This window comes from Cellulomonas hominis (genome assembly GCF_014201095.1).
Classification (GTDB): Bacteria; Actinomycetota; Actinomycetes; order Actinomycetales; family Cellulomonadaceae; genus Cellulomonas; species Cellulomonas hominis.
In genome coordinates this window covers 2,113,302-2,133,775 of record NZ_JACHDN010000001.1, presented here as the reverse complement: position 1 = coordinate 2,133,775, position 20,474 = coordinate 2,113,302, and the positions used below count along the sequence as shown (strand labels likewise).

Here is a 20,474-nt window from a genome sequence, read left to right as displayed (position 1 = left end):
GAGGTCAGGCGACGGGCGTGGTGGTGCTGTCGGCCGCGATGTGCTCGTCGGCGGTGGCGCCACCACAGCGAGTCCCACCGCAGCACTCGTGGGTCGGGGTTGTGGTCTCTGTGGTGCTGGACTGGCAGCAGCTGTCGCTCATGGACTCTCCTCTGGTCGGTGGGTGGTGTCAGCCAGGCAGCCGGGCCTGGACTTCCTTGAGCAGGTCCTGCGGCGCGAGCCACATGGACGGGTAGTTGCCGGACCACGCACGCTCGCCGTCGGCGTCGACCAGCACGAAGCTGTGTCCGGGCAGCCCCTCGTGCATGCCGGTACCGAGGGTGCCGTACTCGTCGGAGACGGTCCCGTCGTCGAGCAGGAACGGCGTGGTGACGCCGTAGGTCTTCATGTCGGCACTGATCTGCTCGGCCGTGTTCATCACGATGGGCAGGACGGTGATGCCGGCCTCCGCGAAGGCGGGGTCCTTCTCGATCTCGCCCATCTGCTGCAGGCAGGACCCGCAGCCGGCGCCCTCGTTGAAGTACAGCACGACCGGCGAACCGCGGAAGTCTGAGAGCGTGACGCTCGAGCCGTCGCTTGCCTGCAGCGTGAAGTCCGGTGCGGGCCCGAGGTCGCTGGAGGTGGTCTCGCGTGCGCTGAGCAGGGCTGCGGTCACGACCGCCACGATCAGGCCGACGACCAGCGCCGACGCGCCGGTCATGACCAGCTTGCGGCGCCTGTCGTGCTGGCGCTGCTCCTCGCGGACCTGCGCGAGCGCGACGGCCCGCCGTTCCCGGGCGACCTTGGCGGACGTCATCGTGCGGCTCCTTCGTGGTCGCCGTGGCAGCTGTTCTCCGCCGCGGCGTGCGGGTCATGGGTGTCGTCGAGCGTGGGCCCGGCCGCGGGCGAGCTCGCGGCCCTGGAGCGTCGACGCTCGGACAGGGTGCCCCAGACGAACAATGCGGCCAGCGCCACCAGACCGAGCCCGAGGACCGGCTCGGGGACGGGCGAGCTCCAGTCCTCGAACCTGGAGAACACCGTGGTCAGGCCTCGTCCGATCGCCGCCTGCGCCTCGGTGCCCCGGGTCATGTCGGGGCTGCCGGCGAGCAGGATGACGGCGACTCCCATGACAGTGAATCCGGCTGCGACGGCGATGTTCAGCGAGTTCGTTACCAGGGTCCGTCCGGCCAGACGCACACGCACGAGCTTGGGGCTCATCCACCGCCGGTCACGCAGGCGGGCCTTGTCCCAGATCAGCGCCATGACGAACAGCGGGAACACCATCCCGAACACGTACGCCAGACCCAGGAGCAGCCCGCCGGCCGGCGACCCGGACAGGGCCGACAGCGTCATCACCCCGGCCAGGACGGGTGCGCAGCAGCTGGAGGCAATGCCGGAGAACACCCCGAGCGCGTAGAAGCTGCCGGTGTCGCCGCGGCGCGTGTCCGGGGTACGCAACGCGCTGGGCAGCGACCACATCCGGCCCGACAGGGCCAGGGCCGCCAGTGCCAGCATGAGGACCCCGCCCGCGTAGTACAGGGGTGCGTGGTACTTGGCGATCGCCCCGGCCACCATGCTGACGCCGAGCGTGATGGGTAGCAGCACCGTGGCCAGGCCGGCGGCGAATACGAAGGTCAGGGGCAGCAGACGCCAGCGGCGGTTCTTCACCGCCCCGGCGAGGTAGCTGGGCGCAAGGAAGACGATGCAGCAGGGAGCGAACAGAGCGACGCCCCCGGCGAAGAACGCAGCCAGGACGCTGCCCGTGGTCAGCAACTGGGACCCCATCAGCGCACCGCCGCGAGGTGAACGTCGCTGCCGCGCTCCCGCAGCAGATCGATCAGGTGCCCGACCCGCAATTTGCCCGAACTCACGAACGCGTCGTCGAGAAGGACGAGCGGGCTCATGGGAGGTCGGTGCTCAGCGACGAGCCGCGCGCCCTGCTCGGAGCCAATCTCGAGGACCTCGACGTCCAGAGCGACAACCTCGCGCAGCCGCCCAAGGGTCTGCAACGCGCTGTCGCACAGATGGCAAGCGGGTGAGCGGACCACTGTGACACGCGGGATGGGCGCGCCCGTAGTGGCTCCGGGGATCTCGAGCATGTGTCTACGGTGCCGCAGGCGTCTTGCGCGGCGATCAGAGTCGCATTGAGTTCTGATGAAGGCTGGGGCTGCTGCTCACCTGGGTGCAGTAGCGGGTACGGCGGGAAGCCGAACGGTGAACGTCGATCCGTGACCCGTACCGTCCGAGGCGGCGCGGATCGAACCGTGATGGGCTTTCACGAGCGCGCGGCAGATCGCCAGCCCGACTCCGGAGCCGCCGCGGTCGCGATCGCGCGCGCGGTCGATCCGGTAGAACCGGTCGAAGACGTGCTCCAGGTGCTCGGCGGGTATCCCCTCGCCGGTGTCGGCGACGGTGAACTCGACGGTGTTCGGTGCGCTCTGGGTAGCGCCGAGAGTGACCGTGCCGCCGGCTGGGGTGTGCCTCACGGCGTTGACGACAAGATTGTCGAGAACCTGCGCGAGCCTGATCCGGTCAACGCGGACCGACCCCGCGTCCGGTGCCGCCTGCATCTGCAGGGTGACGCCAGCGGCGTCGGCGCGTTCACGACCGGCCAGCAACGCAGCCTCGATGAGGTCGGCGGCGACAACGTCGGTCAGATTCAGGTCGAGCTCGCCACTTTCGGCACGGGTGACCGCAGCGAGGTCGCGGGCGAGCCGATCCAGCCGCGTCGCCTGGTCGCGCAAGACGGCGGCGGCCTCGGTGTCCAGCACGCGTACGCCGTCCTCGATCGCCTCGATGTACGCCGCGATGGTCGCCGCCGGGGTCCGCAGTTCGTGCGCGACGTCGGCGATCAGCCGCTCCCGGAGTCGGGCGTCGTCCTCCAGATGCGCAGCCATCGTATTGAACGCGCCAGCGAGCCGATCGAACTCGGTGCCGATCCCGGGCAGGGGCACCCGGGCGTCGAACCGGCCGGCACCCACCTGGGCGGCAGCGCGAGACATCTGCGCCACGGAGCTCCCGATGCGGCGGGTGAGCAGCACACTGACCGCCAGTGCGGTCGCGCCCGCGACAACGATCGCGAGAGCGAGGGCAATGGTGCTGGCCGATTGGAACGCCTCTTCGATGTGGAGGTCGGCCAGCTCGTGGTCCTCGATGCCGGCTTGCACTAGGTGTCCATGGAACAGCGCAGGCCCGGCCAGACTCGCCACGACCCAGGCGGTCACTGCGGCGGCCAGCAAGACCAGGATGATCGAGATCAGTAGCCGGCGCCCGAGGGTGCCAGGCCCGATCGTGTCGCGCGTGTTCATCCGGGGCCCATCCGGTAGCCGACACCGCGTACGGTGCGCACGAACCGCTGTTCTTGTGCGGTGTCCCCCAACTTGCGCCGCACGTGCAGGACGTGGACGTCGACCAAGTGCTCGTCCCCGACCCAGCCTTCTCCCCAGACCGCGCGAATGAGAGCGGGTCGCGAGAAGACGATGCCCGGACGGGAGGCGAGGGTGGCGAGCACGTCGAACTCCAGGCGCGTGAGCAGGGCGCGTTCGCCGTCCACGTCGACCTCGCGGGCGTCGAGGTTCAGCCGCAGTCCCCCGATCGAGACGATGCGCTCGTCCGCCTCGGGCACGGCGACCGGTGCGGACGAAGCCGCGCGCCGCGGCCGACGCAGCATCACGCGAATCCGCGCGACGAGTTCGCGCGGGCTGAACGGCTTGCTCATGTAGTCGTCGGCGCCGACCGACAGGCCGATCAGGGTGTCGACCTCGTCGCTGCGCGCGGTCAGCATGACGACGTAGCAGTCGGAGAACGTCCGCAGCTGCCGGCACACCTCGACGCCGTCGAGCCCGGGCAGCCCCAGGTCGAGGACCACCACGTCGGGGTCGACCTCGCGCAGCAGCGCCACGGCCGCGGACCCGTCGTGGCACAGCGTCACCTCGAAGCCCTCGCGCTCGAGGTAGCCGCCGATCACACCGGCAAGCGGCTTCTCGTCGTCAACGACCACGGCGCGCAGGGCGACAGGAGGGTTCATGTAGGCCATTGTGTCCCCGGCATCGAGCGCGAGCGTCGCGCCGGTCGGTGGCTTCATTGAACCTTGATCGGACGTTCGAGCCGGTCACGGCCTGCTTGATCCAACGCCAACCGTTCTCGCGGGGTGATCTCAACCTGCCGGCGAGACCGTGGCCGGGCCGACTCCCCGTGTCGGCGGTCCCGACGACAGGAAGACCCGACGTGCGCCCCGTTCTGTTCAGCATCTTCGGCCTCGACATCCAGACCTACGGGGTGAGTAAGGCCGCGGCCGCGCTAATCGCCGCGCACCTGCTGGGGCGGGAGTTCTCCCGCCTGGGGCTCAAGCGCGAGAGCGCACACTCCCTGGTGTTCTGGGCGACGATCTGGGGTTTCGTGGGCGCGAAGGTCTACTTCCTGCTCGAGAACCTCGACGACCTGAGCTGGCACCATCTCGGCGGAATGGGGTTCACCTGGTACGGGGGGCTCATCGCGGGGGTGGCGTCCGCGCTGGTCGTGATTCGCCGGCATCGCCTGCCACTCGGGAAGGTCGCGGGAGCGGCGGCGATCCCACTCACGGTCGCGTACGGCGTGGGTCGTCTGGGGTGCTTCCTCGCCGGTGACGGGACGTACGGCAGGCCGAGCGACCTGCCCTGGGCGATGGCCTTCCCGCACGGCGCGGTTCCCAGCACCGTGCCCGTCCACCCGACCCCGCTGTACGAGACGGTTGCCGCCTTCGCGATCGCCGGAGTGCTGTGGTGGGCTCGACGGTGGTTCCCCGGGGCCGGGTTGTTCGGTGGATACCTGGTGCTGAGCGGGCTGTCGCGGTTCGCCGTGGAGTACGTGCGGGTCAACACCCCTGTGGTCGCAGGGCTCACGCAGCCGCAGCTGTGGTCGGTGCTCAGCGTGGCAGGGGGTGCCGTGATCGTGCTGCTCTCGCGTCGCTCGAACCCGCAGCGGGCGAGCAAGTCGAGCGACGACAGCGACGACGCGGCGCCTGCCGTCGTGCACTAGTTGTACTGACCAAGACCGTTGTTGACGTGAAGAGAGACCTCCGGGTCGAGTTGGAGCTGTCTAGGAACCGACTCTGACCAACGGAGGTCTCTCATGGCCCACGCTAACGCCCGGCTGACGCCTGCCGGCAGGTTGACCATGGTCCAGCGGATCGGCGCGGGGCGTCCGGTCGCGCACGTCGCTGCGGAGATGGGTGTGTCCAGCACGACCGCGTGGCGGTGGTGGCGCCGGTTCCAGGCCGAGGGGCCCGCCGGGCTCGTTGACCGGTCGAGCGTGGCCCGCAGCCATCCGCGTCGGACCAGCGCCTGCGTCGAGACCCGGGTGCGGATCGCCCGGATGCTGAGCCGTCGCGGGCCGGTCGCGATCGGGCGTCTAGTGGGGTTGCCGGCCTCGACCGTCGGGCGGATCCTGCACCGCCACCGGGTCCCGCGCCTGGCTGACTGCGACCCCGTGACCGGGCAGGTCATCCGGGCGACCCGCCGGTCGGCGAACCGCTACGAGCACCCGCACCCGGGGTCGTTGGTGCACATCGACGTCAAGAAGCTCGGGCGGATCCCCGACGGCGGTGGCTGGCGCGCCCACGGCCGCTCGGAGGAGGTCCGCGGCCGCGGGATCGGCTACGACTACGTCCACACCGCGATCGACGACCACTCCCGCCTGGCCTACGCCGAGATCCACCCCGACGAGAAGGGCGCGACCGCCGCGGGGTTCCTGGCGCGCGCCGCGGGGTTCTACGCAGATCACGGCGTCCGGGTCGAGCGGGTGATCAGCGACAACGCGTTCGCCTACCGCAACTCCCGCGTCTTCCACCAGACCGCGGCCGACCTGGGCATCGTGCAGAAGTTCATCCGCCCGCACTGCCCCTGGACCAACGGCAAGGTCGAGCGGCTGAACCGGACCCTGGCCACTGAGTGGGCCTACTCCCGCATCTGGTCATCCAACGCCGACCGCGCCGCAGCCTTGCCCGCCTGGCTCCAGCACTACAACCTGGAACGACCCCACCTCGGCATCGGCGGACTCACACCCATCGACCGCGTCAACAACGCAACGGGTCAGTACAACTAGTCGCGCAGCGTCGGCCCCGGCGCGCTGAGCCGGGCCCCACCGCTTTCACGTCGCGTGGCTGTGGCCGTGGCTGTGGCTGTGGCTGTGGCGGGGAACGGTTGCGCCGGTCGCGGTCACGACCATGACGGCGATGACGGTCGTGAGTGGGATCGCCAGGACGAGCCCGATGGAGGACACCGCGGTGCGCACGATCTCGGCGGCGAACTGCCCGCTCGTCAGGGTCGAGAGCAGCGGCAGCTGATAGATGAGCAGCAGCAGCAGGACCGGCAGCGAGGCGCCGGTGTACGCGAACGCGATGGTGTAGACCGTGGAGGCGATGTGGTCGCGCCCGATCCGCATCCCGCCTCGGAACAGCTCGAGCCGCGTGGCGTGCGGGGACGCTGCGCGCAGCTCCCAGACCGCCGACGCCTGCGTGATGGTGACGTCGTTGAGCACGCCAAGGCCCGCGAGGACGAGCCCGGCGAGGAACAGGCTCCGCAGCGAGACGGCACCGACATCGCCGAGGAGCTGCGCGAGCCGGTAGTCGTCCTCGCTGGTGACGCCCGACAGATGGGCCCATCGTGCCCCGAAGGCGCCGAGCCCCGTTGTCAGGGCCAAGCCGGCCAGGGTCCCGATCAGCGCGGTGGACGTGCGCAGCGAGAGCCCGTGCGCCAGGTACAGCACGGCGGTCATGATGACGGTCGAGGCCGCCAACGCCACGACGACCGCGTTCTCGCCGGCGAGCAGCGCGGGCAGGACGTAGACGCCGATCACCGCGAACGCAGCGATCAGGCCGAGCAGCGCCCTGGCTCCTCGGTAGCCGGCGACCAGGACGATGGAGATCGCGAAGAGCGCCAGGAGCGCGCCGAGCGGCAGGCTGCGCTGGAAGTCGTGCCACGCCCAGACCTCGTCGTCGGTCTGGGTCGCGGGATACCACTCCACCACGATGCGGGTGCCGGTGCCCACGTCGGCCGGGGTCAGCGTGGCGGTGGCCCAGACCTGGATGCTCCGTCCGGCCTGCGAGCCGCTGGTCACGTCCGCAGTGACGCGCATGCAGGTCACCGTCTCGGGGATGCTGCCGTCGGGTCGCTGGTCCTCGACCGTTCCCTGGCAGCTCTCCTGGGCGGTTCCGGTGACGACGGCCGTGGGGTACTGAACTTCAACGGGCTCGATGACCCGCGCGGTCTCGCGTCGTTCACCGGGCCAGGTCGCGGCCATGGCAGCCACGGCCAGCACCAGCAGCGGGACGAGCACCGCGGTGACGACGACCGTCAGCCGGTTCCGAGGGCGACTCACAACTTGACCCCATCCAGCCCCGAGTCGGGCGCCCGGCGGCGGGGACACGGTAGGGAGTCGTACTGCCCTCCCGGCCGTGCCGTTGGTCCCGGAGCCGGACATCTTGATCAGACCTTCATGTCGCAACCGCGGAGTCTTGACCGCACGCCGAGAGCCTTAGGGCATGCGGAGCAGGCGACGACCGGTGAGGAGCGCGGGGGGATGTGGTGGTGCCAGATGAGTGCCCTCGGATGGGTTGTCATGGGCTGCGTGTGGGTCGCGGTCGTCGCGTTGGCGGTGTGGGCCGTCTCGCGGTTGTTCCCGTCCCGCGCTGCGAGCACGCCGCGTGCCGCGCTCGATGAGTGGCTGGCTTCGGGTGAGATCGACATCGACCTGTACCGGCGCCTGCGGGCGGATCTCGACGCAGCCGCCTCGAATGCCCCGGTGAACCGATGGTGATGGTCGGCCGAGCGATCACGAGGTCAGCATCTGGCGCGCGCCGTACTCGCACGCGCAGGTCCGCGCCCACCGGGTTCGCTGCGGCCGCGGTGCTCACGCTCGTCGCGGCCCTCGCGCCTGTCGGCGGCGCGGCCGCGGACCCTCTCGACGACAAGCAGCGCGCCGCTCAGCAGCGCGCCGACGCCGCGCAGCGGCAGTACGAGCTGCTGCAGGAGTCGGTCGAGGAGCTCTCGGCGGATCTGGCTCAGGCGGTGCTGACGCTCGAGGAGACGAAAGCGCGACTACCCGCCGCGCAGGCGGCACTCGACGCCGCGACCGTCCAGGCCGATGCCGCCCGACGCACCGCCGCTCTCGCCCAGAGCAGACTCGAGGACACCGAGAGCCTGCGCAAGACGCTCCAGGACGAACTGGACACCGACGCCGCGCGCCGCGAGGAGGTCCGCTCGACGATCGCGCAGCTCGCGAGGAGCGCTTACCAGGGCTCCGGATCGACAGCCACGCTCGAGGTCGCCGTCGGCGCGGCGAGCCTGGAGGACTTCGTCGACCGCGCGGAGACGGTCGCGACGGCGCAACGTCTGCAGAGCCGTGCGCTCGAGGAGCTGGTCGCCCTCGAAGCGAACGCCCGCAGTGGTCAGGCGCGGCTCGCTGCCGTCATCACCACCTTGGCCGAGATGGAGGCCGCAGCCGAGGTGGAGGCGGACGCGGCCGAGGCTGCCCGCGCCGAGCAGCAGACCCAGACCGTCGCGCTGCAACAGGCCGTCGCAGACCAGAGCGCCGCAGCGCAACGCATCGAGGGTATGCGGGGCCAGGCGCAGGCGGAGCAGGATGCGGCCGACTCGATCCGCGCGGCCGCCGAGGCAGAGATCGCGCAGATCGCCGCGCAGGAGGAAGCGGCTGCGCGGCAGCAAGCGTCGGCAGACTCCGTGCGCCCCGCTCCGAATTCCGCCCCAGGTCAGGCGGCACCGCCGGCCGCACCACCCGCATCCAGCTCCGTCCTGTTCTCCAACCCGACCTCGATCCAACCCATGTACGTCACGTCGAATTACGGCATGCGCTTGCACCCGATCCTCGGGTACTACCGGCTGCACGCCGGCATCGACCTGCGCACCTACTGCAACACCCCGCTCTACGCCCCACGCGACGGCACGGTCCAGTGGTCGGAATGGCGCAACGGCTTCGGAAACCAGGTCATGCTCAACTACGGCACCGTGAACGGGCAGTCGCTGATGAGCAGCTCGAACCACCTGACCCGATCCGTCGTGTCCTCGGGCCAGCAGGTGAGCCGAGGACAACTCATCGGCTACTCCGGGAACACCGGGCTGTCCGGGGCGTGCCACCTCCACTTCGAGGTGTACGTCGGCGGCAAGACCGTCGACCCCGCCCCGCTGCTGGGCCTGCGGTGACCACATGAACCACCCGTCGATCCGATCCCATCCGAGGAGTCCTGTGTCCACCACGCCGTCTGACCTGCCCGTCATCACCGTCGTGCAGGCCCCCGCGTGCCACTTCTGCGACGACGCGAAGCACGCTCTGGCCGCCATGTCCCAGCAGACCCCGCTCGTGATCCGCGTCGTCGACATCGACAGCGACGAGGGCCGCGCACTGATCGCAGAGCACCGACCGGCTATGAACCCCCTGGTCCTGCTCGACGGGCACTACTTCTCCTCCGGCCGCCTCCCCCGCAAGAAGCTGACGAAGACGCTCCAGGACCGGACGGGGTCACCGACCGCCTGACCTGATGAAGGGCCGCCTGACGGCCGGACCTCCCCATTGGATCAGGCCCTTCTCGGCCGTCCGGCGAGCCCATCTTGGAGCACGAGCGACGGGCAGCCGCCCATCGGTGCCTTCAGGGGCGTGACGACCCGCGTCTTCGTCGACCGACGGGCGCCTGTCTGACCACGGTGGCGCCGACGCACCTGTTTGGCCACGACCCGAGCTCCAGGGAGCGGCGACGCATCCCCGACACTCGCTCCCCCGCGCTCGGGATCACGCACCCTCGGCACGATCGCGCCCTACGATGACCGCGACACCCGTGTACGAACCAGGCAGGAAGCAGGCAGATGGCAGGCCTCGGCGAGCACATCACCGCCATGGTGCGCAGCCACGCCGCGGGCGACGACGCCGCGTTCTACTCGGTCGCTCTACAGGTCGCTGCCCGCGAGGCACGAAGCGGCCACCACGTCCTCGCAGACGACATCCGCAAGACGATCGACGCCTCGCGGAAGTCTCAACCTCGCTTGAACGTCACGGGAGCCTGACCCGGTTTCCCGGACAGTTGCGGTGTGGTGATCATGCCGCCGCGATAGCGGCGGTGTGCAGGTCCTCGAAGTCGTTCGGGGACCGGTAGCCGAGTCCGGAGTGGCGTCGGACGGGGTTGTAGAAGCCCTCGATCCACTCGAAGATCGCCGAGGCGAGCTCCTCGCGGGATGACCAGGTGCGGCGGTCGAGCAGCTCGCGCTGCATGCTCGACCAGAAGCTCTCCATCATGGTGTTGTCCACCGAGGACGCGACCCGGCCCATCGACCCGAGCAGGCCGGCCTCGCGCAGCCGATGCCCGAAGATCCACGACATGTACTGGCTGCCGCGGTCCGCATGCACGATCGCCCCTGGTGCGGGGTGGCGCCGCCAGATCGCCATCTGGAGCGCGTCCACGACCAGCTCGGAACGCATGTGGTCGGCGATCGACCAGCCCACGATCTTGCGGGTGAACACGTCCAGGACCGCAGCGCAGTAGACCTTCCCGGTGCTCGTGGGGTGCTCGGTGATGTCGGTGCACCACAACCGGTCCGGGCTGTCGGCGGTGAACCGCCGCTGGACGAGGTCCTCGTGCGGTGCCGGCAGCGGGCGTTGTCCGCGGCGTTTGCGCCGGTGACAGACTCCGACCAACCCCGCGGCACGCATCAGCCTCGCGACCCGCTTGCGGCCGCAGGCGATCTCGAGCCCGAGGCGCAGCTCGGCATGGACCCTCGGGGCGCCGTAGGTCGCGCGGGAGCCGTGGTCGATCGCCGTGATCGTCGCGGTCAGCGCCTGGTCGGCGACCGCGCGAGCGCTCGGCGGTCGATGCAAGGCGTCGTAGAGCCCGGAGCGTGAGATCCCGAGAACCCGGCAGGTCAGCGCGACGGGCACCCCGTCGGCCGCCAGTTCCTGGACCAGCCGGGCGCTCATTTTGGGAGCACGTTCTCCCGGGCGAAGTAGGCCGAGGCCCGCTTGAGGATCTCGACCTCCATCTCCAGGACTCGGTTGCGGCGCCTCAGTTCGACCAGTTCACGCCGCTCGTCGCTGCTCACGCCCTCACGGCGACCGGCGTCGACGTCGTCCTGGGCCACCCACCGGCGCAGGCACGACTCGCTGATCCCCAGATCGGAGGCGACCTTCGCGACCGACTGCTGACCCGATCGGGCCAGATCCACTGCTCGACGCCGGAACTCAGGCGGCTTGGCTGCAGGCATCCAGGACTCCTCTCCGAGACGATCATCGCCTCAGACCAGGTGTCCGGAGAAGCGGGCCAGGCTCCCACGCGGCTAGATGTACTGACCCGGACCGTTGTTGACGTGAGGAGAGACCTCCGGGTCGAGTGGGAGCTGTCTGACGGCTTCTCTCGAGCACACGGAGGTCTCTCGTGTCCCACGCTAACGCCCGGCTGACTCCTGCCGGCAGGTTGACCATGGTCCAGCGGATCGGTGCGGGTCGTCCGGTCGCGCATGTCGCCGCGGAGATGGGTGTCTCGCGCACCACGGCGTGGCGGTGGTGGCGCCGGTTCCAGGCTGAGGGCCGCGCCGGCCTGATCGACCGCCCGAGCGTGGCCCACACCCACCCGCGCCGTACGAGCCCTTGCGCCGAGACCCGGGTGCGGATCGCGCGGATGCTGACCCGTCGCGGACCTGTGACGATCGGGCGTCTGGTCGGGTTGCCGGCCTCGACCGTCGGGCGGGTCCTGGCCCGGCACCGGGTTCCGCGGCTGGCGGACTGCGACCCGGTCACCGGGCAGGTCATCCGCGCCATGCGCCGCACGGCGGTCCGCTACGAGCACCCGCACCCTGGGTCGCTGGTCCACATCGACGTCAAGAAGCTCGGGCGGATCCCTGACGGCGGCGGTTGGCGAGCACACGGCCGGGCGTCCACGGTCGATCACCGGCACAAGAAGGTCCCGACCGGATACGACTACGTCCACACCGCGATCGACGACCACTCCCGCCTCGCCTACGCCGAGATCCACACCGACGAGAAAGGCGTCACTGCCGCCGGGTTCCTGGCCCGCGCGACGGCGTTCTACGCCGATCACGGCATCCGGGTCGAGCGGGTGATCAGCGACAACGCGTTCGCCTACCGCAGCTCCGCCGTCTTCCGGCAAACCGCGGCCGACCTGGGCATCGTCCAGAAGTTCATCCGACCGCACTGCCCCTGGACCAACGGCAAGGTGGAGAGGCTGAACCGAACTCTGGCCACCGAGTGGGCCTACTCCCGCATCTGGTCATCGAACGCCGACCGCGCGGCGGCCTTGGCCGCCTGGCTCGAGCACTACAACATGGACCGACCCCACCTCGGCATCGGCGGCCTCACACCCATCGACCGCGTCAACAACGCAGCGAGTCAGTACAGCTAGACCAGCCCCGTGGCGACCTCGCCGAGCTCGTGGAAAGCTCCCACCCCGAGGTCGCGCTGCGTGACCTGGTCGCACCCAGCGACCTGACCACTCGCATCAAGCAGGTGATCGCCGAGCAGCGTCAGCGGCACACGCTGCTCGAGCACGGATTCGCGCCCGCTCACCGCCTGCTACTCGAAGGACCCCCAGGAACCGGCAAGACGATGACCGCGTCGGTCCTAGCCAGCGAACTAGGCCTGCCGATGTTCACCATCCGGCTCGACAGCTTGCTCAGCAAGTACATGGGCGAGACCGCCGGAAAACTCCGGCTCGTGTTCGACGCCGTGGCCCAGCGTCGCGGGGTCTACCTGTTCGACGAGTTCGACGCGCTCGGCGCCGACCGATCGGGCAATGACGTCGGCGAGGCCCGCCGCATCCTGAACTCGTTCCTGGTGTTCCTCGAACAGGCAAGCCCCGAATCGATCGTGGTCGCTGCGACCAACCACCGCTCCATCCTGGACCGCGCGCTGTTTCGTCGCTTCGACGCCGTGCTGACCTACGACCTCCCCGACTCCCGCCAGGCGGTCTCGGTGATCCGAGCCCGCCTGGGCTCACTCGCCACAGGCTTGAGCCTGGCAAAGTTGCACGACGTCACCCACGGTCTGAGCCACGCCGACCTAGTCAAAGCCGCCGAGGCGGCGGCCAAGAGCGGGCTCATGCGCGGCGAGTCGGCCGTCACCCGCGACGACCTCATTGACGCCCTGACCGCACGCCGGCAGGCGAGCATTGGGTGAGTCGCTGCGCCACCTCGACCATCTCTACATCGTCGAGCGGGCCGCGAGCGAGGAGTTCACGCGCGGTGGACAGGGCAACGCGAAGATCAGGCCCGTTGAACACCGGGCCCACGCACTCGCCATGCGCGCCCAACTCCACCACGTGCTCTCGGCAAGCGACGCCCAGCGCCGCGAGAACAGCGTCAGCCTCGAAGAGCTCCAAGCTCTGGGCACGATCATCGTCCTGGAGGGCGCCGGCGCCGCCTACCCCCTGAAGGTCGACTCCCTCAACCGGCTCAGCGCCCACCGCACGAGCCCCAAACGGCCCATGTGGCTGTTGCTGTCCGTCCAGCCGGCCACCGACGACGAACCCGAGCGCGCCACCGTCTGGGTCTCCGACGCCTACCGCCAGCGCTTTCTGCAGCTCTTCCAGGACTACCTCGAGCGCCTGAGCACCGCCGGGAACCCGGCCAACTGGACCACCCCCGAGGGCAACCCCGCCAACCAGGCCCTCATCGCGAACATCTCGCGGATCCGCGATGCGGTCTTGGCGGACCTGTGGACCTCCGCAGGTGAGCCTCCCTCGCACGGGATGCACTGGTGGGAGCTGTGGCTCGACACCAGCCAACCCGCGTTGGACGTGTTCGACGCGTTCGTCGCCGCCCAGCAGCTACGCACCGTGCCTAGAGCCGTGTCCTTCCGCGACCGGCACGTGGTCTGGGTCCACGCATCGTGGAGCCAGCTGCAGATCCTGCTGTTCTCCCGAGTGCCGATCGCCGAGATCCGCCGCCCGGAGTTCCTCGACACCGTCGACGACCTTCACCCCCACGAGCAGGACGAATACGTCCAGGACCTCGCCGACCGCGTGCTGGCCGCCGACACCCAGACCTCTCCAGCCGTGTGCCACCTCGACACCGGCGTCTTCCAGGGGCACGCCCTGCTGCGCGGCTCGCTGGACCCCGGTGACGTCCACTCGATCATCGGAACCTCCGGGCACGACGTACACGGCCACGGCACCGCCATGGCCGGCCTCGCCCTACTGGGCGACCTCGACCCGCTGCTGACCGGGACACAGAAGGTGCAGCTCGAGCACCGCCTGGAATCGGTCCGCATGACACCGGCACAGGGCGAAGCGCTCCTGGACCCCATCGACTACGGCACCGCCACCGCCGACGCCGTCGCGCTGCCCGAGATCACCGCAGCCCGCCGGCGCGTGTTCTGCATGCCCCTGAGCGCCAACCCGGACAAGCCCGGAGAACCCACCCTGTGGTCGGCCACCGTCGACGCCTTGGCCACCGGCACCGACATCGTCCGAGACGGCCGCCAGCTGCGCCTGCTGTCCCCGCCCGACCCCTCAGCCGCCCGACTCATCATCATCGCCGCCGGCAACGTCGACAGCTACCAGCTCGACCACCGCGCCGAGTCCGATACCTCCGCGATCCAAGACCCCAGCAACTCGTAGACCCGGTCGCATGAGCCCGTGCTCGAGGAGCAACCGGAGCTTGGTGTGCACGGTGCGGGGTGTGCAGCGCGCGTAGCTGGCGACGGTGGCGACCGAGGGCCAGGCGGCGGTGCCGTCGTCGTTGGCGTGGTCGGCGTAGGCGATGAGCACGAGGTGCGCTACCGGGTCGTTGGCGGGCACGGGTGCCTTCCTCAGCGCCCACACCATCGTGAGGATGGTCATCGCAACCGCCCCAGGGAGCACATCGCCTCGGAGGCAACCTGTGTCATGCACAGAACATTGCCAGAATGGTAGACCTGTGTCAAACACATGTTGACCCGTTGCGCATCGACAGCCCGGTCATGTGCAGTACCATGTGTGCATGACTGTTGAGGCTTCGCTCGGATGGCGACCGGATGATCAGCGTTTCGGTGCCCGCCTGGCGTTGATCCGTCAGTTCATGGGGTGGGGCAACGTGAAGGAGGCGGCACTGGCGTGCCGGCAGCCGGTCGAGTCCTGGCGGACCTGGGAGCGGGACAACGTCCACCCTCGCGACATCGTCCGCATCGCGCGGGAGATCAGCGCGGCGACGGGCTGCGACTACTACTGGCTGCTGGACGGCGCGACCGGCCCCGGAAACGGCGAACGGCACCCCGTAGGGTGCCGTTGCGCTGCGTGCGCCCGGAGGGACTCGAACCCCCAACCTTCTGATCCGTAGTCAGATGCTCTATCCATTGAGCTACGGGCGCGTGGCCCCGTGGAGGGCCGCAGACGAGAATACAGGTCCACCCGCCCGGACCCAAACCGGCCCGGCGTCGCCCGCGTCACAGGGCCGCGCGGCACCCGCCGACCGAGTGGTACTCGCAGTCCTCCGCATCTTCTCCCCAGAACCGCCTGTGCGCATCCCGTGCGTCCCCTAGGGTCGAGGTGCAGGTCGCGCGGACGAGCCCCGGCCAGCAGCACGCGCGACGGGGGCGCCGCGCGGCGCCCCACACGCGAGTCCCTGGAGGGCCACCCATGACCCGACCGACCGCCGCGCGCCTGGCGCTGGCCTCCGTCTCCTGCGTCGCACTGCTGCTCGCCGGCTGCTCCGGCGGCGGCGGCGGCGGGGGCGACGGCGACAAGAAGTCGTCCGCGTTCGAGTGGGAGCCCGGGCCGCTGGACGCGTACCAGGCGCGGATCTACGGCTACTCCCTGGACGCCGAGGAGCAGTCGCAGGAGGAGCTGCAGGCGCAGTCGGACGAGCAGAACCGCCGGGTCGAGGAGCTCGTGGCGGCCTGCATGCAGGAGCAGGGCTTCGACTACATCCCGAACGACCAGAACTCCGGCCAGGTGTTCACGGGCGACGAGCTGGACGTCGACTGGGGCACGGTCGAGTTCGCCGAGAAGTACGGCTACGGCATCAGCACGGACCCGTGGGGCAACGAGGACATCGAGCCGACGGAGTGGGTGGACCCGAACCAGGAGTACGTCGAGTCGATGTCGGAGTCCGAGCAGCTGGCGTACCAGGAGGCACTCTGGGGCCCGACGCAGGAGTACGTCGAGGGCGAGGAGCCGCAGGAGTACGACTGGACCCAGTCCGGCTGCTACGGCGCGGCGCAGCACGAGGTGTACGAGGGCGGGCTCGAGGCGGACGACTTCGGGTCGCTGCAGGACGAGCTGTCGACGTTCTACGAGACGGTGCAGGCCGACCCGCGGATGGCGGAGCTGAACGCGAAGTGGGCGTCGTGCATGGCGGACGCCGGGTTCGACGGGGTGACCGACATGAACGAGTCGACGCAGCCGCTGTACGACGAGTGGAGCGCGATGCAGGGCTGGGAGGACCCGGAGTACCAGGCGCTCATGGAGACCTGGGACTGGGAGGCCGAGCCCGACGGCCCGCCGCAGCCGGAGCCCGACGCCGACGAGCTCGCCGCGTTCACGAAGAAGGAGATCGCGCAGGCCGTCGCCGACTTCGGCTGCCAGGAGAAGGTCGAGTACTCGAAGACGCAGATGGAGATCGACCACGAGCTGCAGCAGGAGTTCGTGGACGCGCACCGTGACGACCTGGAGGCGTGGGCCTCGGCGGCCGAGGCGAAGCGGGATGCCTGAGGCGCCGGTCGCGGAGGACGCCGAGCCGGCGCCCGAGGTCGCGGAGGACGCCGAGGAGCGGCGCGGGTGGTGGCGGTCCGGGAACCGGACCCTGCCGCTGCTCGGCGCGGTCGCGGTCGTCAGCCTCGTGGCGGGGCTGGGGCTCAGCCGGCTGGTCGTGAATCCCGCGGACGCGGCCGCGCGGACGGCCCCGCCCGAGGCCGGGCCGATCACGGTGCCGGTGGAGAGCCGCGAGCTCAGCAACGACGTGACGATCCGCGGCGACGTGGTGTTCGACGACGCCGCCGAGGTGCGCGTCGAGACGGCCGACCTCGGCGAGCGCGCCGTGGTGACCGGGCAGGTGCCGGAGGTCGGCGCGCAGTTCGACGCGGCGTCGGTGGCGCTGGAGATCGCCGGGCGGCCGGTGATCGTGCTGCCCGGCGGGCTGCCGACGTACCGGACGCTGCGGGTCGGCGTCTCCGGGCCCGACGTGGTGCAGCTCAAGCAGGCGCTCGGCGCGCTCGGCATCGCGGCCGGGGACCCGGCGTCGGACGCCTACGACGCGGCGACGGCCGCGGGGGTCGCGGCGCTGTACCAGCGCGTGGGGTACTCGGCGCCGGCGGCGTCCGACGAGGCCGCCGAGACGCTCAAGATGGCCGAGCGGGGCGTCCGGGAGGCGCAGGCCGAGGTGACGCGCAGCCAGGGCGCGCTGAGCTCGAACGCTGGCGCTCCGGGAGCCGGCAGCATCGCGGAGGCGGACGCCACGATCCGCTCCAGGGAGCGGGCGCGGGACGCAGCTGCGCTCGCCGTCGCGCGCCTCGCTGACACCTGCGCCGCGGATCAGAGTGCATCGGAGTGCGTGGCGGCGCGGAACGACCTCGCCGACGCGGAGGACCAGGTCGCAGTCGCCCGCGCCATGCGCGCCGACCTCGACAAGGCACCTGACACGTCCGATGCCCGCGCCGGCGTGACCGCCGCGCAGCAGGCCCTCGCCGACGCGCGGGAGGCCCTGACCCAGGCGCAGCAGGACGTCCTGACGATCCTCCCCGCGAGCGAGGTCGTGTTCCTCGAGACGCTCCCCCGCCGGGTGGACGCCGTCTCGGTGAAGCGCGGCGGCACGGTCGACGGCGCGGTCATGAGCGTCTCCGGCGCGGCCCTCGAGGTCGTGGCGAGCGCGGCCCGCGCGGACGCGGCGCTGCTCGAGGTCGGCGCGACCGGCACGGTGACGGCCGGCGACCTGGAGGTGCCGGTCACCGTCACGGAGATCAAGGCCGCGGACTCCTCCGACGGCGGCTCGGGCGGCGACGGCGGGAGCGGCGGCAACGGCGGCGGCGACGGCGGCACCAGCAGCGGCGCCGGCCGGTCGACCGTCGTGCTCGTCCCGGGCGACCTGACCCCGGAGCAGGTCGCGGCCCTGCAGGGCAGCAATGTCCGGGTGACCATCCCGGTGTCGTCCACGGGCGGCGCGGTGCTCGCGGTGCCGCTGGCGGCGCTGACCGCCGGCCCGGGCGGCGAGTCCCGCCTCGAGGTGGCGGGCGACGACGGCACGACGACGCTGGTCGAGGTCGAGACGGGCCTCGCCGCCGGCGGGTACGTCGAGGTCCGGGGCGTCGACCGGGAGCTCGCGGAGGGCGAGCTGGTGGTCATCGGGAAGTCCGGCGGCACGGCGGCCGGCGACGACGCGACCGCGGAGCCGACCAGCGGGTCGGACGGGTGACGGAGCTCGACGCCCTGCTGTCGGGGCCGGATGCGGCGGACGGGCCGGCGAGCGGCCCCGTCCCGCCCGTCGTCGAGCTGCGGCGGGTCGCCCGGGTGTTCGACGGCGACCCGCCGGTGCACGCCCTGCACCCCAGCGACCTGCGGGTGGACGCCGGCGACTACGTCTCCGTGGTCGGCCCGTCGGGGTCGGGCAAGTCGACGCTGCTGCACCTGCTCGGCCTCCTGGACCGCCCGACGTCGGGCGAGTACCTGCTGGACGGCGTCCCGACGGGCACGGCGTCGGAGGCGCAGCGCTCGGCCCTGCGCGGCGGCCGGATCGGGTTCGTGTTCCAGCAGTTCCACCTGCTGCCGCACCGCACGGTGCTGGACAACGTGCTGCTCGCGACCCTGTACAGCGGGGTGCCGCGGGCGGAGCGCCGCCGGCGCGCGCTGGCGGCGCTGGAGCGGGTGCACCTGAGCCACCGGCTCGGCTTCCGGCCGACGCTGCTGTCCGGCGGCGAGAGGCAGCGGGTCGCGGTCGCGCGGGCCGTCGTCACGTCGCCGCAGGTGCTGCTGGCGGACGAGCCGACCGGCAACCTGGACACGCAGAACTCCGCGGGGGTGCTGGACCTGTTCGACGAGCTGCACGCCGACGGCCTGACGCTCATCGTCATCACGCACGACGCGGCGGTGTCCGCCCGGGCGCAGCGCCGGGTCCGGATCGCCGACGGCCGGCTGAGCGAGATCGCCTGATGGCCCGCCTGACGACGCTGGTCCGCCCCCGCCGTGCGGCGGACGACACCGCCGCGCCCCGGGCGCACCCCGCCCCGACGCGCCCGCCCCGCGGCGACCGGTTCGGGATCCGCGACCTCGTGCGCGAGTCCGCCGCGGGCATCGACGCCCGCCCCGGCCGCCTGTTCCTCACGATCCTCGGCACGGTGCTCGGCATCGCGTCGGTGGTGGTGACGATCGGCCTGGCGCAGACCGCTGCCGGCCAGATCGCCCGCCGGTTCGACGCCGTCGGCGCGACGCAGGCGATGGCCTCGCCCAGCACCACCCGCACGATGGACGGCAGCCAGCGGGCGACCGCGGCGCTGCCGTGGGACTCCGACGAGCGGGCGTCCCGGCTGGCGGGCGTGGAGGCGACCGGTCTGGTGGCGACCGTGGACACCGGCGGCGTGACCGTCACCGCGGTGCCCGTGAACGACCCGTCCCAGCCCGAGCCGACCTCCCCCGCGGTGCTCGCGGCGACCGGCGGCCTGCTGGACGCCGTGCGCGGCGAGGTGGTGACCGGCCGGTTCTTCGACGCCGGGCACGACGCGCGGGCCGACCGCGTGGTGGTGCTCGGGGCTCGGGCGGCCGACCGGCTGGGCGTCTCCCGGGTGGACCGGCAGCCGTCGATCTTCATCGGCGACCGCTCCTACACGGTGCTGGGCATCGTCGACGGGGTGAAGCGGCGGACCGACCTGCTGGACGCCGTCGTGCTGCCGATGGGCACCGCGCGGGCCGACTTCGGCCTGGCCGCGCCGGAGGAGCTGCACCTGCGGATCGCCGTGGGCGCGGGACCGGTGGTCGCCGACCAGGTGCCCGTCGCGCTCAGCCCGAACTCCCCCGAGACCGTGACCATGCAGGTGCCGGCGAGCGGGTCCGCGGTGCGCGACTCGGTGCAGGCCGACATCAACACGATCTTCCTGGCGCTCGGCGGGGTCGCCCTGCTGATCGGCGGGCTCGGCATCGCGAACGTCACGCTGCTGTCCGTCATGGAGCGTGTCGGGGAGATCGGCCTGCGGCGCGCGCTCGGTGCCCGGCGGCGGGACATCGCGGCGCAGTTCATGCTCGAGTCGGTGGCGGTCGGCCTGCTGGGCGGGTTGATCGGCGCGGCCCTCGGCGTGGCGGTCGTGGTCGTCGTGTCGGCGGCGCAGCAGTGGACGCCGATCCTGGACACCACGGTCGTGCTCGCCTCGGCGGCCGGCGGCGGCGTCATCGGCCTGGTCGCCGGCATCTACCCCGCGCTGAAGGCGGCGTCGGTGGAGCCGATCACCGCCCTGCGCGGCGGCGTCTGACCGGCTCGGCTCGGCGCGACCCGGATCCCGAGGCGGCACCTTCCGAGCAGATCGGCACCTCGCGGCGTGCCCCG

22 protein-coding genes and 1 tRNA gene are annotated in these 20,474 nt (G+C 71.2%); 13 read left to right on the top strand and 10 right to left on the bottom strand.

Annotated features, from left to right (window positions below; genetic code table 11):
* Positions 1-169 precede the first annotated feature (169 nt).
* The 5 genes from HNR08_RS10015 to HNR08_RS09995 form a co-directional block, all read right to left on the bottom strand.
* The gene (locus tag HNR08_RS10015; RefSeq protein WP_146840527.1) at positions 170-796 is read right to left on the bottom strand and encodes a peroxiredoxin family protein; all 627 of its coding nucleotides are present in this window, start codon (positions 794-796) and stop codon (positions 170-172) included.
* On the bottom strand, positions 793-1,752 hold the full coding sequence (locus HNR08_RS10010; RefSeq protein ID WP_246803302.1) for a cytochrome c biogenesis CcdA family protein: 960 nt from the start codon (positions 1,750-1,752) through the stop codon (positions 793-795). Before HNR08_RS10010 ends, HNR08_RS10015 begins: the two co-directional genes overlap by 4 nt.
* A gap of 11 nt (positions 1,753-1,763) precedes the next feature.
* Positions 1,764-2,078 (bottom strand): glutaredoxin, encoded by a 315-nt coding sequence (locus HNR08_RS10005; RefSeq protein WP_183834982.1) that lies wholly within the window; start codon positions 2,076-2,078, stop codon positions 1,764-1,766.
* 75 nt (positions 2,079-2,153) lie between these two features.
* Positions 2,154-3,287 (bottom strand): sensor histidine kinase, encoded by a 1,134-nt coding sequence (locus HNR08_RS10000; protein ID WP_146840525.1) that lies wholly within the window; start codon positions 3,285-3,287, stop codon positions 2,154-2,156.
* Positions 3,284-4,015: a response regulator transcription factor gene (locus HNR08_RS09995; RefSeq protein WP_146840534.1), complete on the bottom strand. Its 732-nt coding sequence runs from the start codon at positions 4,013-4,015 to the stop codon at positions 3,284-3,286. The genes HNR08_RS10000 and HNR08_RS09995 overlap by 4 nt, the downstream gene beginning before the upstream one ends.
* 191 nt (positions 4,016-4,206) lie before the next feature.
* On the opposite strand from HNR08_RS09995, the gene HNR08_RS09990 reads away from it, so the two are divergent.
* Together HNR08_RS09990 and HNR08_RS09985 are read left to right on the top strand one after the other, a co-directional pair.
* Positions 4,207-4,995: a prolipoprotein diacylglyceryl transferase gene (locus HNR08_RS09990; protein ID WP_146840524.1), complete on the top strand. Its 789-nt coding sequence runs from the start codon at positions 4,207-4,209 to the stop codon at positions 4,993-4,995.
* A 93-nt stretch (positions 4,996-5,088) separates the two neighbouring features.
* A complete protein-coding gene (locus HNR08_RS09985) occupies positions 5,089-6,060 on the top strand; it encodes an IS481 family transposase (protein WP_183834707.1) in 972 nt (323 codons plus the stop codon).
* Between the two features lie 45 nt (positions 6,061-6,105).
* Here HNR08_RS09985 and HNR08_RS09980 read toward each other — a convergent pair whose 3' ends face one another.
* Positions 6,106-7,335 carry a YibE/F family protein gene (locus tag HNR08_RS09980; RefSeq protein WP_246803229.1) on the bottom strand — a complete coding sequence of 410 codons (1,230 nt, stop codon included), beginning with the start codon at positions 7,333-7,335 and terminating at the stop codon, positions 6,106-6,108.
* A 249-nt stretch (positions 7,336-7,584) separates the two neighbouring features.
* Here HNR08_RS09980 and HNR08_RS09975 point away from each other — a divergent pair, with 249 nt between their 5' ends.
* The 4 genes from HNR08_RS09975 (at position 7,585) to HNR08_RS09960 (ending at position 10,031) form a co-directional block, all read left to right on the top strand.
* On the top strand, positions 7,585-7,773 hold the full coding sequence (locus HNR08_RS09975; protein ID WP_371862421.1) for a hypothetical protein: 189 nt from the start codon (positions 7,585-7,587) through the stop codon (positions 7,771-7,773).
* An 89-nt stretch (positions 7,774-7,862) separates the two neighbouring features.
* Complete coding sequence (locus tag HNR08_RS22675; protein WP_146840866.1) at positions 7,863-9,176, top strand: M23 family metallopeptidase; 1,314 nt, start codon at positions 7,863-7,865, stop codon at positions 9,174-9,176.
* Between the two features lie 43 nt (positions 9,177-9,219).
* Positions 9,220-9,507 carry a glutaredoxin family protein gene (locus HNR08_RS09965; protein ID WP_146840865.1) on the top strand — a complete coding sequence of 96 codons (288 nt, stop codon included), beginning with the start codon at positions 9,220-9,222 and terminating at the stop codon, positions 9,505-9,507.
* Positions 9,508-9,833: 326 nt separating this feature from the next.
* Positions 9,834-10,031, top strand: a complete 198-nt coding sequence (locus HNR08_RS09960; protein WP_221286339.1) for a hypothetical protein — start codon at positions 9,834-9,836, stop codon at positions 10,029-10,031.
* Between the two features lie 31 nt (positions 10,032-10,062).
* On the opposite strand, the gene HNR08_RS09955 is transcribed toward HNR08_RS09960, so the two are convergent.
* A complete protein-coding gene (locus HNR08_RS09955) occupies positions 10,063-10,938 on the bottom strand; it encodes an IS3 family transposase (RefSeq protein WP_146840864.1) in 876 nt (291 codons plus the stop codon).
* The gene (locus tag HNR08_RS09950; protein WP_013884905.1) at positions 10,935-11,222 is read right to left on the bottom strand and encodes an IS3 family transposase; all 288 of its coding nucleotides are present in this window, start codon (positions 11,220-11,222) and stop codon (positions 10,935-10,937) included. The genes HNR08_RS09955 and HNR08_RS09950 overlap by 4 nt, the downstream gene beginning before the upstream one ends.
* Before the next feature lie 170 nt (positions 11,223-11,392).
* On the opposite strand from HNR08_RS09950, the gene HNR08_RS09945 reads away from it, so the two are divergent.
* Genes HNR08_RS09945 through HNR08_RS09935 form a run of 3 tightly spaced genes read left to right on the top strand, consistent with a single transcriptional unit; the run spans position 11,393 to position 14,590 of the window.
* Positions 11,393-12,376: an IS481 family transposase gene (locus HNR08_RS09945; protein ID WP_183834980.1), complete on the top strand. Its 984-nt coding sequence runs from the start codon at positions 11,393-11,395 to the stop codon at positions 12,374-12,376.
* A gap of 29 nt (positions 12,377-12,405) precedes the next feature.
* Positions 12,406-13,149 (top strand): AAA family ATPase, encoded by a 744-nt coding sequence (locus tag HNR08_RS09940; RefSeq protein WP_338075798.1) that lies wholly within the window; start codon positions 12,406-12,408, stop codon positions 13,147-13,149.
* A complete protein-coding gene (locus HNR08_RS09935; protein ID WP_246803168.1) occupies positions 13,142-14,590 on the top strand; it encodes a S8 family serine peptidase in 1,449 nt (482 codons plus the stop codon). The genes HNR08_RS09940 and HNR08_RS09935 overlap by 8 nt, the downstream gene beginning before the upstream one ends.
* On the opposite strand, the gene HNR08_RS22895 is transcribed toward HNR08_RS09935, so the two are convergent.
* Both HNR08_RS22895 and HNR08_RS09930 read right to left on the bottom strand, forming a co-directional pair.
* Entirely contained in the window at positions 14,483-14,797 is a 315-nt protein-coding gene (locus HNR08_RS22895) for a helix-turn-helix domain-containing protein (RefSeq protein ID WP_371862404.1), read from the bottom strand. The genes HNR08_RS09935 and HNR08_RS22895 overlap by 108 nt on opposite strands.
* Before the next feature lie 448 nt (positions 14,798-15,245).
* A tRNA-Arg gene (locus tag HNR08_RS09930) sits at positions 15,246-15,318 on the bottom strand.
* A gap of 268 nt (positions 15,319-15,586) precedes the next feature.
* Between HNR08_RS09930 and HNR08_RS09925 the strand changes: the two genes are divergently transcribed.
* From HNR08_RS09925 to HNR08_RS09910, 4 genes are read left to right on the top strand one after another with little or no spacing between them, the layout of a single operon-like run.
* Positions 15,587-16,660, top strand: a complete 1,074-nt coding sequence (locus tag HNR08_RS09925; RefSeq protein WP_146840203.1) for a hypothetical protein — start codon at positions 15,587-15,589, stop codon at positions 16,658-16,660.
* Positions 16,653-18,356: a hypothetical protein gene (locus tag HNR08_RS09920; RefSeq protein WP_246803167.1), complete on the top strand. Its 1,704-nt coding sequence runs from the start codon at positions 16,653-16,655 to the stop codon at positions 18,354-18,356. The genes HNR08_RS09925 and HNR08_RS09920 overlap by 8 nt, the downstream gene beginning before the upstream one ends.
* Positions 18,353-19,090: an ABC transporter ATP-binding protein gene (locus tag HNR08_RS09915; RefSeq protein ID WP_371862403.1), complete on the top strand. Its 738-nt coding sequence runs from the start codon at positions 18,353-18,355 to the stop codon at positions 19,088-19,090. Before HNR08_RS09920 ends, HNR08_RS09915 begins: the two co-directional genes overlap by 4 nt.
* Positions 19,090-20,400 carry an ABC transporter permease gene (locus HNR08_RS09910; RefSeq protein ID WP_146840201.1) on the top strand — a complete coding sequence of 437 codons (1,311 nt, stop codon included), beginning with the start codon at positions 19,090-19,092 and terminating at the stop codon, positions 20,398-20,400. The genes HNR08_RS09915 and HNR08_RS09910 overlap by 1 nt, the downstream gene beginning before the upstream one ends.
* Positions 20,401-20,474: the final 74 nt, after the last annotated feature.

Coding starts and splice junctions, on each gene's coding strand:
- HNR08_RS10015 (WP_146840527.1), bottom strand. CDS start 796: ATGACGTCCGCCAAGGTCGCCCGGGAACGGCGGGCCGTCGCGCTCGCG.
- HNR08_RS10005 (WP_183834982.1), bottom strand. CDS start 2,078: ATGCTCGAGATCCCCGGAGCCACTACGGGCGCGCCCATCCCGCGTGTC.
- HNR08_RS10000 (WP_146840525.1), bottom strand. CDS start 3,287: ATGAACACGCGCGACACGATCGGGCCTGGCACCCTCGGGCGCCGGCTA.
- HNR08_RS09995 (WP_146840534.1), bottom strand. CDS start 4,015: ATGGCCTACATGAACCCTCCTGTCGCCCTGCGCGCCGTGGTCGTTGAC.
- HNR08_RS09985 (WP_183834707.1), top strand. CDS start 5,089: ATGGCCCACGCTAACGCCCGGCTGACGCCTGCCGGCAGGTTGACCATG.
- HNR08_RS09960 (WP_221286339.1), top strand. CDS start 9,834: ATGGCAGGCCTCGGCGAGCACATCACCGCCATGGTGCGCAGCCACGCC.
- HNR08_RS09955 (WP_146840864.1), bottom strand. CDS start 10,938: ATGAGCGCCCGGCTGGTCCAGGAACTGGCGGCCGACGGGGTGCCCGTC.
- HNR08_RS09950 (WP_013884905.1), bottom strand. CDS start 11,222: ATGCCTGCAGCCAAGCCGCCTGAGTTCCGGCGTCGAGCAGTGGATCTG.
- HNR08_RS22895 (WP_371862404.1), bottom strand. CDS start 14,797: ATGGTGTGGGCGCTGAGGAAGGCACCCGTGCCCGCCAACGACCCGGTA.
- HNR08_RS09925 (WP_146840203.1), top strand. CDS start 15,587: ATGACCCGACCGACCGCCGCGCGCCTGGCGCTGGCCTCCGTCTCCTGC.
- HNR08_RS09920 (WP_246803167.1), top strand. CDS start 16,653: ATGCCTGAGGCGCCGGTCGCGGAGGACGCCGAGCCGGCGCCCGAGGTC.
- HNR08_RS09910 (WP_146840201.1), top strand. CDS start 19,090: ATGGCCCGCCTGACGACGCTGGTCCGCCCCCGCCGTGCGGCGGACGAC.